Here is a 14,265-nt window from a genome sequence, read left to right as displayed (position 1 = left end):
TTAATTTTCCTGTTGGTTAAATTCACTTTCCCGTTTTGCCGTCACTTTTCCCCTTACGTTTTCCTTACCCGTCTCTTTAGCGCGGCCGCTCTAAAAATGGTATTTACTTCCCGTTTAACTCTGCAAACTGCATCTGAAAGGAAACAAAACATGAGCCAGTGGGGCAAACGAAGTCTTATTTTGTGTCTGGCGGCAGGCTGTTGGCTGCTGGCCGCGTTGCCAGCGAAAGCGGCGCAAAGCCTGCCGGTGGTGACGCCGGTTGCCGCCTGCGAACAGCTTAACCAACAGGATTTCAGCGCCAGCGTCGGCGCGCAGGTCACTATTACTTCCGTTGCGACAATGCACAGCGAAAAGGGCACCTTTTGTAAGGTTAGCGCCACCATTGCCCCGAAAATCGGTGTCGAAGTGGCGTTGCCCGCAGAGAAGTGGACGCAGCGTTTTTTACAGGTGGGCTGCGGCGGCCTGTGCGGCAACATTAATCTCAGCCTTTCTAATGCCAGCGGCTGCGTTCCTGCCATGAATGGTGAATTTGCCGTCGCGGCTACCGATATGGGACACCGCGGCAGCATGATGAATGCCAGCTGGGCGGAAGATCCGCAACAGCGCATCGATTTTGCCTGGCGCGCTAATCATCTGACAGCGGTGCTGACCAAAGCTCTGATCAAGGCCTACTACGGTCAGCCGCAGAAATACGCCTACTTTATGGGTTGCTCCGACGGCGGCCGTGAGGCGCTGATGGAGGCCCAGCGTTATCCGCAGGATTTCGACGGAATTTCAGCTGGCGCGCCTGCGGGCTTCTTCCAGTTTCAGAACTCCTTTTATCATGGCTGGAATGTGGCGGCGAACCAGCGCCCGGACGGCAGCGCCATTCTGCTGAAAGATCGCCTGCCGATCCTGCATCGTGCGGTAATCAAAAACTGCCCGACGCTGTCAGGCGTGGACGATGCCATTCTGCAAAACCCGTACGCCTGTACCTTTTCCGCCAGCTGGGTAAAAACCTGCGCCGACCATCAAACGGAGAGATCGGACTGCCTGACGCGCGAAGAGATTAAGGTTGCGGAAAATCTCTACCGCGGCGCGCATGACAGCAACGGCAACCAGTTTGTTCCTGCCGGTCTGCCGCTGGGATCGGAGCTGCGCTGGCCGGTGCCGGATAGCGCTACGGGGCACTCGATGTCTGAAAGCATGGTGCTGCCCGCGCTCCAGTCGGTGTTGCTGCCCGGTGGCAAACAAAACATTCACTCGATGAACGATTTTCCGCTTAATCGCCGCAACTTTGACGCCGTGGCACAGCTGGCGCCGTTGTATAACGCCGCGAATACCAACCTGAGCGGGTATCTGAAACGCGGCGGCAAGCTGATTATCTGGCACGGTCTGGCGGATGACTCTATCAGTCCGGCGTTTTCCATCGCTTACTATCGCGGCGTACAGAAAACGCTGGGCGAGGCCGCCGTCGATAAGTTTCTGCGTCTTTTCCTGCTGCCTGGCGTAGCGCATTGCGGCAACGGCGAAGGCTACGATCAGATCGATCTGCTGACGCCGTTAATGGCCTGGACCGAGCAGGGCCGCGCGCCGGAAAAAATTATTACCGGCAAGCGCGCGCAGGCGGAAGAGTCAGTGATGATGCCTCCGGCGCCGGGCGCGTCGGCTGAGAAGCAGTTCCATGGCATGCAGAAACCCAGCCAGCCGTTTGCCACCCCCGCCGTCGCGCTGAAAGCGACTCGTCCGGTCTTCCCGTATCCTTATATCGCCCGCTATAGCGGTAAAGGATCGGTGGATGACGCCAGTAATTATCAGCCGGACAAATCGACGGCCTTTGATAATCTGACCATCGGCCAACCGGCCAGCGACTTTATCGGCCCCGATAATCAAAAAATGTACCAGGTGCGCGACGAAAAACTCGTGCAATAGCAATGTCTGACAGCCGCGCCAGGGAAGGCACGTTCGGGCCTGCAACAGGTGCGGCACAGAGTGGCAAGCCGTTGAAAACGCGCTCCACTACACTTCACCCGAATTTTTATCGCAAAGGAAAGAGCATGAATCCGGTTATTGAAACACTGATTAATCACCGCAGCGACCGCAGCTATCTTGATAAAGCGATCCCTGACGCCGTTCTGGATAACATTATCCTTTCCGCTTACCGTGCGCCGACCTCTGTTCACTCACAGCAGGTTTCGGTGATTGTGACGCGTGATAAGGCGACAAAAGCGAAAATTGCCGAACTGGCGGGCGGCCAGCCGTGGATCGCACAGGCGCCTGTGTTCATCACCTTTGTGCTGGATATGCACAAAACGCGCGAGGCGATGACGCTGATCGATCAGCAGCAAATTGCCCATGAAAGTATTGAAAGTATCGTTTCCGGCAGCACCGATGTTGGCATTGCGCTGGCTTCGGCCATGGCCGCCGCACATGCGCAGGGCCTGGGCGTGGTGCCGATCGGCGGCATGAAAAGATCCGGCAGCGTTTATCGAGCTGTTTGAGCTGCCGCCGCTGACTTTCCCACTGGTAGGTCTGGCGCTGGGCTATGTCGATCAGCCTGCCGACATTAAGCCACGTCTGCCGATCTCAACCTTCCGTCATGAAGAGAAATATCAGCAGGCGGGCCTGCAAGAAAGCATCGCGGCATTCAACGTGGAGCTGGAGCAGCACTGGAAAACCATTAACCGCGACGGCGGCGAGGACTGGAGCCACACCGTCGGCAACTACTACAAAAACATCTATTTCCCTGACGTCTTGCCTGCGCTGCTGAAGCAGGGTTTCGGCAAAGATAAATAAGCGCTTTCATCACGCACGGCGGCGGCGTTCCGGTACGTCATTAGCCGATAGCATGAGATAGCCTGAAGAAGCGGCCTGCGGGCCGCTTTTTTTATGGTTGCGTGCCCGTCGCCAGCTTTCTCAGGGCAACGCGGAGGGCGCGCTTGCGCCAGTTTGCTTAACCCGCGGGCGGGACCAAAAGCCCGTCGCGGGTCAGTTTCAGGTGAGTTGATTGAGTGAGACAGGATTATCCCACTTCAGGCAACCAGCCCAGCGCCAGCAGCATCTGAATCACGATCACGCCGATGCCGCACAGAAAAACCACCAGCAGTAAGGGCTTGCCACCCGCCACGTTATATTGCGCTGTACCGTGCTGCTGACGGCTACGCCAGACCAGCATTGAGGGAATGATCAGCGCCAGCACCGCCAGCGCGACGCCCGCGTAACCCAGCGCCAGCACAAAACCTTGCGGATAGAACAGGGCAAACATCAGCGGCGGCAGGAAGGTCATCAGACCGCTCTGCATCCGGCCTGTAACGTTAGCGTTACGCTTGCAAAGATCCGCCAGGTAATCAAACAGCCCCAGCGATACGCCGAGGAAAGAGGTCGCCAGCGCCAGATCGGCAAACAGATGGACTGCCAGCTCAACGTGCGGAGAGGCGACAACTTCACGAATCGCCTGCAGCAGTCCGTTCAGCCCGGCATGGTTGGCGAGCAGAGCGAGAAAGGTGCTTTGCTCAATCGCACCCAGCGTCGCCAGCTGCCAGAAGATATAGGCCACCAGCGGAATAGCGCTGCCGGTAATAAACACCCAGCGCAGCTTGCGCAGATCGCCATGCAGGTAATTGACGATGCTGGGCACGCTGCCGTGAAAGCCGAACGAGGTAAAGATCACCGGAATCGCGGAGAGCATCAGCCCTTTTTCCAGCGGCAGCGTCAGCAGATTGGTGTGATGAATATGCGGCATCATCAGCGCCAGCATCACTACCAGCAAAATGATTTTGGCGCTGAACAGTATGCGGTTAAACATATCGACCATATGCGTACCGATGCAGACCACGCTGCCGGCAATCAGCGTAAACAGCAGCACGCCGCTGCCTGGGGAAATATGCGTTGAGAACCACTGACTCAGGCTGGCGGCCAGCAGTTCGCCCGCACCGCTGATATAGGCAGCGGTCAGGGCATACATCAAAAACAGCATGCTGAATCCGGTTAACCACTGGCCCGGACGCCCCAGGTAGCGGCGGGTAAGCGTGCCCAGTCCGGTATCTGCCGGCGCGTGCTGATAGACTTCAACCAGCAACAGCGCGGTATAGCACATTAACGCCCACAGCCCGACCAGCAATAACAGGGTAAAACCCGGTCCAATCCCTGCGGCAGCCAACGGCATCGCCAACATACCGGCGCCAATGGTGGTGCCGGCAACGATAAATACACTGCCAAAAGTGCGGTTTTTCACGCTTTCCCCTGAATTTACGGTTCCGCTTATAAAAGATGCGCGAAGGGTAAGGGAAAGTTTACAGCGCGTCAAATGTGGCTTACATGTTGTTTGCGTGCGCCTGTAAGCCTCGGCTTACTGTTAAACAGCGGTAATGAAAAGGGCGCAGACAGGTTGATGAAAAGTGCTTGCCTGATACGCTACAGTTAATCATAAAGCCGGAGCGGGTTCCGGTATGGCTCGGCGGCATCAGAAAAGGCAACGCTATGAAAAAAATTGGTTTTCTCTCATTTGGTCATTGGGGGCCATCATTCCAGTCGGCAACACGTACCGCAGCGGATGCGTTATTGCAATCCGTTGAGCTGGCGGTGGCGGCGGAAGAGTTGGGCGCCAATGGCGCTTATTTCCGCGTGCATCATTTTGCCCGTCAGCTCAGCGCGCCGTTTCCGCTGCTGGCGGCGGTAGGCGCGCGGACTAAACGTATTGAGATCGGCACCGGCGTGATTGATATGCGTTATGAGAATCCGCTCTATATGGCAGAAGAGGCGGGCGTGGCGGATTTGATCGCCGGCGGGCGTCTACAGTTGGGCATTAGTCGCGGCTCGCCGGAACAGGTGATCGACGGCTGGCGCTATTTTGGCTATCAGCCGCAGGAGGGCGAAAGCGACGCGGATATGGGCCGACGTCATGCCGAAGTGTTGCTTGATGTATTGCGCGGCGAGGGATTTGCCAAACCGAATCCGCAGCCGATGTTTGCGAACCCGCCGGGACTGCTAAGGCCGGAACCTTTTTCAGAAGGATTGCGCGACCGCATTTGGTGGGGATCCGGCTCCAATGCCACGGCGCAATGGGCGGCGAAGCTGGGGATGAATCTGCAAAGCTCCACGCTGAAAGACGACGAAACCGGCGAGGCGTTTCATATTCAGCAGGCAAAACAGATCCGCGCGTATCGCGCCGCCTGGCTGGAAGCGGGGCACGCCCGTAAGCCGCGCGTGTCGGTCAGCCGCAGCATTTTCCCGTTAGTGAATGAACAAGATCGTGCTTACTTCGGCGCCAGCAGACAGGAGGGCGATCAAGTCGGTTATCTGGATGAGAAAACGCGCGCGATTTTTGGCCGTAGCTATGCGGCGGAGCCGGAGAAGCTGATTGCGCAGCTGAAACAGGATGAGGCGATTGCCGAAGCGGATACCTTGCTGCTGACCATTCCCAATCAGCTGGGCGTCGATTATTGCGCGCATGTGCTGGAAGCGATTTTGACCCAGGTTGCGCCTGAACTGGGCTGGCGCTAGTTGCTGATAGTGTGCCTGCCGGCAGGTCGCGAGGCTTACCGGCAGTAAGCGTGTTAACAATACTGCTTCAGCAAAGAATGATATTCCGCCTGCAAACGATAGCGGTAAACCGGCCTTCCGGTTGCGCCGTAATGGATAGTAGTGAACAGGATGTTTATTTCAGCCAGCCAGATCAGGTACTTGCGACAGGAGACGCGCGATATATTCACTTCGGCGGCCAGCTCGTCGGTAGAAAATTCGCTGTCGGGATGCGCCTCAATCCACTGACATAATGTACGCAGGGTTTGCGGCGTTAATCCTTTGGGCAGCCGTTTCTGTTCACCGGCGTCGGCTGCGCGGCCATGAATCAATCGATCCAACTCCGCCTGCTGATAATACTGCTGGTTATCCATTTGCGACCGTTTTTGCCGCCAGTGGGTTAAGGCTTCTTCAAAGCGGGAAAACTGGAAAGGTTTGATCAGATAATCGACCACGCCATAGTTAAGCGAGGTTTTGATGGTGGCTGCATCTGCCGCAGACGAGATAATAATGACGTCAACGGCATAAGCCGAGTGGCGCAGTTCAGCGAGTAGATCGAGTCCGTTTTCCTGCTGCATATAAATATCCAGCAGGATGAGATCGACCGGCGGCTCCTGCTGTAAACGCTCTTTTGCCTGCTGGAGCGTTGAGGCTGTACCACAGCAGGTTAGCCCTGAAATCTGGTTTATATAGCAGCGGTTAAGCTCAGCGACCATCGCGTCATCGTCAACCACCAATACATTCATCATGCGCTGTTTCCTTTGCCCACGGGAGCTGTACAAAAAACTGGGTATATACGCCCGGTTCTGATTCGACGTTAATATTTCCGCCAAGACTTTCTGTTTGCTGCCTGACCAGAAACAGTCCCATCCCGCGCTCATCGCCTTTTGAAGAAAAGCCTTTCCTGAAGATATCCGCTTCCAGCGTGGCAGGAATGCCCGGGCCATCATCGCTCACTTCGCAGGAGAGCCATCCGTTCTGGTAATGCAATAAAAGGTGAATTTCGCCTCCCGGCTGTTGATCCAACGCCTCCAGCGCATTTTCAATTAAATTGCCGAGAATAATAACCAGCGCTGCAACCTGTTGTTCACTGCCGTTATCGGGCAGGTAGCTGGCGTCGCTGAGAATTAAACGATGCCCTTTATCAGAGGCCCGGTTGATTTTACTTAATAAAAATCCGGCAATAACCGGCGGCTTGATGCGTTGCAGGAGAGAACCAATTTCCGTCTGGTAATTATTGGCGGTTTTTAAAATGTAAGCTTCCATCTGGGCATAGTTTTTCATATGCAGCAGGCCAAGAATAACGTGCAGTTTATTCATGAATTCATGGGAGCGTTCACGTAACGCATCGACGTAGCTGACCATGCCGTCAAGCCGCTTCATCAGCTGGCTGATTTCTGTCTTATCGCGAAAGGTACAGACCGCGCCGATAATCTGCTCGCGGCTGCGCACCGGCACCGTATTACCGATCATAATGCGGCCGCGCACGTTGAGTTCTTCATCGTAGCGGGCTTTGCCTTCATGCAGCGCTTCGCGCAGGGAACGCAGCAACAGCGCGTTTTCAGGCATGGGCTCGCCGCTGACAGGGGCTTTGATCGCCGTTTCCAGCAGCAGCTGTTGGGCGGCCTGGTTGATCAGCGTGACGCGCGCGTCGGCATCAACCGCGATAACGCCTTCTTTAACCGAATCGAGGATGGCCTGCCGCTGTTCAAACAGGCTGGAAATTTCATGGGGTTCGAGGCCAAGCAGAATGGTTTTCAACCGTCGCACCAGCATCAGCACGCCCAGCAATCCCACCGAGCCGCCTAACAGAATGCTCCAGAAAATGTTCCAGCGGCTTTTACCAATCTGCGCCGTAACATCGCTGAGTGAAATTCCGATCGCCACCACGCCGATTTGCTGATGATGGGCGTTAAATACCGGCGTAAACACGCGCAACGCTTCAACCAGCGTGCCGTGGTTATAGGAAATGTTTTCATGTCCGGCCAGTGCAGGCTGCAGATCGTCACCCATAAAACGTTTATTAATTAACTGGCTGTTCGGATGGGAATAACGAATGCCGCGCATATCGGTAACGGTGACGAACAGCAGGTCGTTGCGCTTTTGCACCGCCCTGGCAACAGGCTGGATCAGCCCCTCAGTAGCGGGCAACGTCAGGCCGCGCTGAATCTGCGGATCTTCGGCCAGCGTGCGCGCGACGGCCAGGGCCTTATCTTTTACGTGCGAATGGGTGAAATCATCAATCTGAATAAAATAGAGGAAATGAACGCTAAGCAGTACGGTAAATATCACCGCGCTCATCATTAACGCGGTCAACATGCTGAGTTTCATTGGGCGCTTCGACGCGGATTTTAACTGCCGGGACGGGTTCACAAGATTGCTTTAATTCTCAATGCAGTAGGTTTTGAAACTAAAGAAAGTGGCAGCGCTGTTTTTTAAATTAAAAAACTAAAAATAAATCAACTAACAAGTAACAATATTTTAATATTAGCCGTCTTTTTTTAACCACCACGCGATATATTGAAGATTAAGCATGATTAAATCAACAAAAGTTCTGCCTTCGCTTTCCCTTTTGGCTTTATTAGTGGCTCCTGCTGCGCACGCTGAAACTGCACCAGAAAAAACCGATGTCCTGCTGATCGGCGGTGGCATCATGAGCGCCTCGCTGGGTACTTTTCTTGAAGAGCTGCAGCCTGACTGGAAACAGATCATGGTTGAGAAACTCGACGGCGTCGCGCTGGAATCCTCTAACGGCTGGAACAATGCGGGGACGGGGCACTCGGCAAATATGGAACTGAACTACACGCCAGAGCGTGCAGACGGTTCAATCGACGTGACGAAGGCGCTGGAAATTAACGAAGCCTTTATGATCTCCCGTCAGTTCTGGTCGGCGCAGGTTAAAAACGGCGTGCTGAATAATCCGCACTCGTTTATCAATTCCACCGCACACATGAGCTTTGTCTGGGGCGATAAGAACGTGGACTATCTGAGCCGCCGTTATCAGGCGCTGCAGAAAACCGTTCTGTTCCAGGGCATGAAATTCTCTACCGATCATAAGCAGATCGAACAATGGTCGCCGCTGATTATGGAAGGCCGCGATCCGCAGCAGAAGGTGGCCGCGACCTGGACGCCGGTCGGCACTGACGTTAACTATGGTGAAATTACCCGTCAGCTGATTGGCAGCCTGAAGAAGAACGACAACTTCAAGCTGGAAACCTCGTCTGAAGTTACTGACTTTAAACGTAACGGCGATAACTCCTGGCATGTCACCATTAAAGATGCCAAAAACGGCGAAACCCGTGCCGTTGATGCCAAATATGTCTTTATCGGCGCAGGCGGCGGGGCGCTGAAGCTGCTGCAGGAGACCGGCATTCCTGAAGCGGATAACTATGCAGGCTTCCCGGTCGGCGGTTCTTTCCTGGTTACAGAAAACCCGGAGATTGCGAAACGTCATAATCAGAAAGTCTATGGCCAGGCTTCCGTTGGTGCGCCGCCGATGTCTGTTCCGCATCTGGATTCCCGCTTTCTGGATGGCAAACAGGTTGTGCTGTTTGGACCTTTTGCCACCTTCTCAACCAAATTCCTGAAAAACGGTTCGCTGTTCGATCTGCTGAGTACGACGACCACCAAAAACGTGGTGCCGATGGCGAATGTGGGTATGGATAACTTTGACCTGGTCAAATATCTGATTGGTCAGGTGATGCTGAGCGATGACGACCGTTTCGCCGCGCTGAATGAGTATTATCCGAACGCGAAGAAAGAAGACTGGAAACTGATCCAGGCTGGCCAGCGCGTACAGATCATCAAGAAAGATAAAGAGAAGGGCGGCGTGCTGAAACTGGGAACGGAAATTGTGACCGATCAGCAGAAAACCGTGGCGGCCTTGTTAGGCGCTTCACCAGGTGCATCAACCGCAGCACCGATTGCACTGAATGTCGTCAAGCAGCTGTTCCCGGAGCAATTTAAGACCCCGGAATGGCAGGCGAAAATTCGTCATTTCGTACCGAGCTACGGTAAGAAACTGAATGACGATCCGGCGCTGGCGCAGCAGGTTTGGAACGACACCGCAGCTACGCTGCAGCTGACTAAACCGCCGGTGATCAACATGGCAGGCAAAACCACGGAAGCGCCGGCGGCTCAGCCACAGGCGCAGAAAGCGGCTGAACCTCAGCACGATATGGCGCTGTAAGGTTGGCGGCGAAGGTGAATCAATGATAGGTATTGCTTGTCATCATTGAAATCACAGGTGAAAAGGCTGGTAAGAAACCAGCCTTTTTATTGATAGCTTTTTGTGCATTTAACTCATTTTCTGACATCTCGCCTGGAAATTGCTGCTCTTCTTGTGACACTGTCACTTATCAATTGTTTCGTGCAATTGTTTATTACTTGCAAATTTATGCGCCATTATCTTTAAGTGACGCCGTCACTTAATCGCGCTGATCTGCGTTATCGATCCACAGTGAGGTAAAGTCTGGAAAGCATTGAGGATGACATTTAATACCGCGTACGGACGCAGGATAATGGAGAGTGTGGTTTTTTTCATAAAGCGGATTTATCAGCTTATGACGAATTGCATAACGCATCAGATTGATTATGAATTGCTGGTGGTCTGCACAGCTTCTCCTGACCGAGCGGTTTAACAGCGCCGAAATGCGATGTTGAATTTCCGCTGGCCAGAATGCCCGCGCCATTTGGCTGTGACGCCAGCGTTCTTCATAGGTAAAGGCCGCTTCCTGGCGACTATTCAGATAGCCAAGGGAAATATCCATCTGTTCCCAATTTTTACCAGGCGACAACCAGTAAGCGTTGTGTATCGGCGTCACGGATAACTGGCAGCCCATAAGCTTGAGGTTTTTTACCAGTAACCGGACAAACCTATCGGTACCGGGTGTACTAAAGTAGGCCATCGCAAGAGTGGGCGGCAGTGTTACCGGATCGGGATTATCCATAGGCATGGTGAGCCATTCCGGGAGCGGGAGGAGATCCGCCTGTTTCAAAATCATTCTACGAGCGACGCTTCGTGCAACTTCCATCACCATCATGCGCTGATGCCGCGTCAGTGCATTGCTCTTGCATTGATTAAACGCCATAAAAGAAAAGGTATCGGCGAGAGTAATGGTTTTTATGCGTTCATCACGCCGTTTTGATTGTGGCGTTTCCAGGCTAATCATGCCCCAGTCCGCTATTTTACGCAGCCGGGTTTCCAGCGTAATGGTAGCCGCCAGGGGCATTTCACTATACCAGAATGGAAAGCGCGACAGTTTTACCTGTTGATCGCTATGTTCAACTACTCTGAACGGCCCAAGACCTACGGTCGGATAAACAGGGTGAGGTAGCGAACAGGCTGGATGCGCGAGCCGATGAATTAACATTTCATCCGGCTGTGTTAAATGGAACAGAATACTTTGTTCGTCTGCGCTAATGCTTTTTACATAGGGTAAAACCGGCGTCCCGATTAGTGCATTCAGCCCGTGCAAAAGCTGATTTGCGCTTACTTTTTCTTCGTTATGCCAAATCAGACCGGATCGCAGATAAAACTGCCAGGTCAGCCTGTCGGCGGACGTCTTACAGTGATGCGCCAGTCCAAATATGAGATGGGTATTGCCATCCTGGTATTTCATTAAACCTGCATGGACCATACGAATTAAATGGCGACTGGCATGCATGGCAGAAAAAGAGGGGACAATTGCAGGCAAAGAACGGTAATAGGAGAGGATAAAGCTATCGCCCTCCGGGAATGAAACAGAATCCAGCGGGGCCGAAAAGGATGCGCTGATAAGAGGTTGTACCGGATCGGTCGTCATTTCCTGAAGGGCATTATCATCCAGTCGACACTGTAGCTGGCTTAGTTTGCCTCTCCCTGGTAAAGAAGCCCAGCTAATCCACCCCATCTGTTTCATATCTTTTAGCAGAGTACGTGCATAGCGCGGTGTACAGGCAAGCACATCAGCCACATCCTGTAGTAATACTTCGTTTTGTCTGTTTTTATATTGTTTGAGAAGCCTTTGGTACTGGCGTGCTAAACGTACTAAGTGGGTATTTTTCCTGGTGGAAGTGGTTGGCTCAATCACGAAGGTACCTTTATAAATGTTGCTTTCGGGTTTTACATAAAAAGTTAATTATATGTTACCGCTATAGTATGGCGCTCAATATAGGTAAACAATCGTTAAGGGATATCTCGCAGCCTTTTAATGGCGTTGTGTTAATGTTTTTACAATTTTTTCGAGTGTTGATAATGGGTTTTTACAATATCAGAACAAGCTTGAAAGAAAAATGGCCATATCTGGAGTTTAATATGGCTAAGAGCGCTAAATTTTAGAATTAAAAGCCAAATATTGCAATTTAACTAGATTAAAAAACCGGATATACCTGCTCAACTTGGCATCCATCATTAGTGCATAATAATATACTCATGTTTTATCTTTTTATTCAAAGGGTTATAGCTAGGGGCGGACTATCTTATTTTACTGGTAAAAGAGGTTATAAGCTTTACAATACTGCAATTAAAAAACATAAGAAAAAAGAAGATCCTATAAATATTATGGGGGTGTTAAAACTTTAGGTTAATATTATCAATGTTGCATGGCACCATATTAATAAATATGTAAATTGCATTTGATGCGGCGTTAAAATGGGCTGTCGGGGTTCGCTGACGATAATGCATGGTATTCAGTCTCTATGAAAAAACAGAAAGATATTTTTATATCCTATATCGTGCTGATTATTTCGGCGCTTTCTCTATTGTGCGTATTTTATTTGAATGCAAGTGAGCATGAGAGGATTAATAAATTATTGAAAACAAGATTTCTTGAGCATTGGTCTTTGGAACAGGAAATCTCCAGAAGCTTACTTATTCTTTGCGCTAATGATAAGGGTATTCCTGACTATCAGAATTCCATTCCGAACACAGAGGGGAGGTTTACGCCCGACCTACTCAAGGAAAATAGTCCGAATTTGTTGAAAAAAAGAGGGCTACAGAATAACCAAAACCTCTGCCGCAACATAAAAGTACAAAACGGCGAGGTAGACAAAACCCAGCATGAGAGTGAGGCTGATATAAATGAACTGGAAAGTAACCTTCATATTTTGCAGGGAATTAATTTAGTCTTCCTGCTGCTAATACCGTTAACGTTTGCTATCTGGCGTACCGTCATTTATATCCGGCTGGTTCACGAGCGAAAAAAGCTCTATATCGATTTACTGACCGGAGCCTATAACCGGCGTTATCTGGAACAGGCGATTAAGGAAGAGAAGCCTGATTATCTTATTATGCTGGATCTGGATGATTTTAAAAAGATAAATGATACCTATGGCCACCTGACAGGTGACAGGATTCTTATTGCATTCACTGAAATGCTACGTCAGTTTTTACGTGAGACGGATGTTATCGTTCGTTTTGGCGGCGATGAATTTATTATTATGCTCCATAACATTAAATTTGAGGATGCAAAAGCGTTGATTAACCGGCTGCGCTCTGGCTCTCATAAAAGCATTATTTTCGATGGCGGAAAAAAACTTGACCTGCCAGGTTTTTCTGCGGGTTTAGCTAAGTTTAGAGATTCGCTTGAAGATACGATTAAAAGAGCAGATGCCTATGTATATCAGATAAAAAAAGCCGGTAAGAATGGCCTGAAGGCTGAGCAGTAAGCATCCGTTCTGTTTTATTCGTCCTCCTGTACAAAATCTGTTTGACCGAAGCTGATTTTGAACTGCTTAAATACCGGAGATTATATGATTAACATAATGAAATTATTTATTTTCCTTGTGCTAATGCTGTTAGCAACCGGGGTTAATGCCGCTCAGGAAAAGGTCGCTGTGGTTAAAAAAACAGAGCATACGTGTCGGGTTACGGCCAGTACATGCGAGTTACTAAGTTCAGGATCCAGCGTATTTGAAGGGGATATTTTACAGACCGGGAAAAATGGCTATGCAGGTTTAAGCTTTAGCGATGGTACGACGGTTGCGTTAGATGCTAACAGTCAGTTTAAAATTAATAAATATACCTACACCCCCCTAAAAAACACCTATTCATTTGATGTTTTATTAAGTCGGGGCTCGGCTATTTATGCCTCCGGAAGATTAGGAAAATTATCGCCATCCTCCGTAAAATTTAAGACACCTACAACGATTATTGCCGTCAGAGGCACCCGTTTTCTCGTGACCGTAAATTAAGGGGTAATTTGAATGAAAAAGATCATTTTATTACCTGTCGTCATGTTACTGACATGCTGCAGCAGTACCAAAGTGACGCTCTTACCTGATATGACAGGGCATGTCGGTAATGTGATAGTTAAAAACGACGGTGGGCTGCCGGTTACGCTCGTAAAATCAGGGCAAACCATTGGTGATTCCATTTTGGGAGTCCATGAGAGCGAATTATCGCCCGAGGAAGCTCGCCAGGAAAAACCGGCGCTGTTTGCAGCTGAGCCCGCGCCCCTGACCAGTCAGACTGTCTGGTTTAATAACGATTCAGTTAAGCCGCAGAGTTCCCGATCGCAGATCATTAACCGTGTTAAAAACGATTGCCTTCAGCGTGAACCCTGTCAAATCACCATTATAGGTCATACCGACAGTATGGGAAGCAACCGCTATAACATGGATCTCTCATTGCGTCGGGCACTGGTTGTAAAAAGAATACTTCTCCGGGGAGGGTTTCAGAAGGAGGCAATTGACGTCCGTTATCATGGGCCTTTTGATCCCTTGATTAAAACATCAGCAGGAAAACCCCAACCGAAGAACAGGCGGGTTGAAATCATGGTGCATTGA

Annotated in this window: 11 protein-coding genes and 1 pseudogene; 7 read left to right on the top strand and 5 right to left on the bottom strand. The window is 51.1% G+C overall.

Going from position 1 to position 14,265, the window contains the following annotated elements; translation table 11 throughout:
* Nucleotides 1–150 precede the first annotated feature (150 nt).
* Together P3C52_RS13685 and P3C52_RS13680 are read left to right on the top strand one after the other, a co-directional pair.
* Nucleotides 151–1,911 carry a tannase/feruloyl esterase family alpha/beta hydrolase gene (locus P3C52_RS13685; protein WP_275555536.1) on the top strand — a complete coding sequence of 587 codons (1,761 nt, stop codon included), beginning with the start codon at nt 151–153 and terminating at the stop codon, nt 1,909–1,911.
* A 125-nt stretch (nt 1,912–2,036) separates the two neighbouring features.
* A pseudogene (locus P3C52_RS13680) lies at nt 2,037–2,775 on the top strand (nitroreductase family protein).
* A gap of 226 nt (nt 2,776–3,001) precedes the next feature.
* On the opposite strand, the gene tyrP reads toward P3C52_RS13680, so the two are convergent.
* Nucleotides 3,002–4,213, bottom strand: coding sequence for a tyrosine transporter TyrP (gene tyrP, locus P3C52_RS13675; protein ID WP_275555535.1), 1,212 nt, complete (start codon nt 4,211–4,213; stop codon nt 3,002–3,004).
* A gap of 245 nt (nt 4,214–4,458) precedes the next feature.
* On the opposite strand from tyrP, the gene P3C52_RS13670 reads away from it, so the two are divergent.
* On the top strand, nt 4,459–5,481 hold the full coding sequence (locus tag P3C52_RS13670; RefSeq protein WP_275555534.1) for an LLM class flavin-dependent oxidoreductase: 1,023 nt from the start codon (nt 4,459–4,461) through the stop codon (nt 5,479–5,481).
* A gap of 53 nt (nt 5,482–5,534) precedes the next feature.
* On the opposite strand, the gene dcuR is transcribed toward P3C52_RS13670, so the two are convergent.
* On the bottom strand, nt 5,535–6,248 hold the full coding sequence (gene dcuR, locus P3C52_RS13665; protein WP_275555533.1) for a two-component system response regulator DcuR: 714 nt from the start codon (nt 6,246–6,248) through the stop codon (nt 5,535–5,537).
* Nucleotides 6,226–7,830, bottom strand: a complete 1,605-nt coding sequence (locus P3C52_RS13660; protein WP_275555532.1) for a sensor histidine kinase — start codon at nt 7,828–7,830, stop codon at nt 6,226–6,228. The genes dcuR and P3C52_RS13660 overlap by 23 nt, the downstream gene beginning before the upstream one ends.
* Nucleotides 7,831–8,032: 202 nt before the next feature.
* Here P3C52_RS13660 and mqo point away from each other — a divergent pair, with 202 nt between their 5' ends.
* On the top strand, nt 8,033–9,688 hold the full coding sequence (mqo, locus tag P3C52_RS13655) for a malate dehydrogenase (quinone) (RefSeq protein ID WP_275555531.1): 1,656 nt from the start codon (nt 8,033–8,035) through the stop codon (nt 9,686–9,688).
* 19 nt (nt 9,689–9,707) lie between these two features.
* On the opposite strand, the gene P3C52_RS13650 is transcribed toward mqo, so the two are convergent.
* Nucleotides 9,708–9,848: a hypothetical protein gene (locus tag P3C52_RS13650; RefSeq protein WP_275555530.1), complete on the bottom strand. Its 141-nt coding sequence runs from the start codon at nt 9,846–9,848 to the stop codon at nt 9,708–9,710.
* 78 nt (nt 9,849–9,926) lie between these two features.
* The gene (locus tag P3C52_RS13645; protein WP_275555528.1) at nt 9,927–11,570 is read right to left on the bottom strand and encodes an SgrR family transcriptional regulator; all 1,644 of its coding nucleotides are present in this window, start codon (nt 11,568–11,570) and stop codon (nt 9,927–9,929) included.
* A 607-nt stretch (nt 11,571–12,177) separates the two neighbouring features.
* Between P3C52_RS13645 and P3C52_RS13640 the strand changes: the two genes are divergently transcribed.
* The 3 genes from P3C52_RS13640 to P3C52_RS13630 all read left to right on the top strand — a co-directional run bounded on the left by P3C52_RS13640 (nt 12,178) and on the right by P3C52_RS13630 (nt 14,265).
* Nucleotides 12,178–13,146: a GGDEF domain-containing protein gene (locus P3C52_RS13640; RefSeq protein WP_275555527.1), complete on the top strand. Its 969-nt coding sequence runs from the start codon at nt 12,178–12,180 to the stop codon at nt 13,144–13,146.
* 84 nt (nt 13,147–13,230) lie between these two features.
* A complete protein-coding gene (locus P3C52_RS13635; RefSeq protein ID WP_275555526.1) occupies nt 13,231–13,671 on the top strand; it encodes a FecR family protein in 441 nt (146 codons plus the stop codon).
* Between the two features lie 12 nt (nt 13,672–13,683).
* Complete coding sequence (locus P3C52_RS13630; protein ID WP_275555525.1) at nt 13,684–14,265, top strand: OmpA family protein; 582 nt, start codon at nt 13,684–13,686, stop codon at nt 14,263–14,265.

It is taken from the genome of Mixta sp. Marseille-Q2659 (assembly GCF_940807255.1).
In the GTDB taxonomy this organism is placed as follows: domain Bacteria; phylum Pseudomonadota; class Gammaproteobacteria; order Enterobacterales; family Enterobacteriaceae; genus Mixta.
This window is presented reverse-complemented; position numbering and strand designations above follow the sequence as displayed.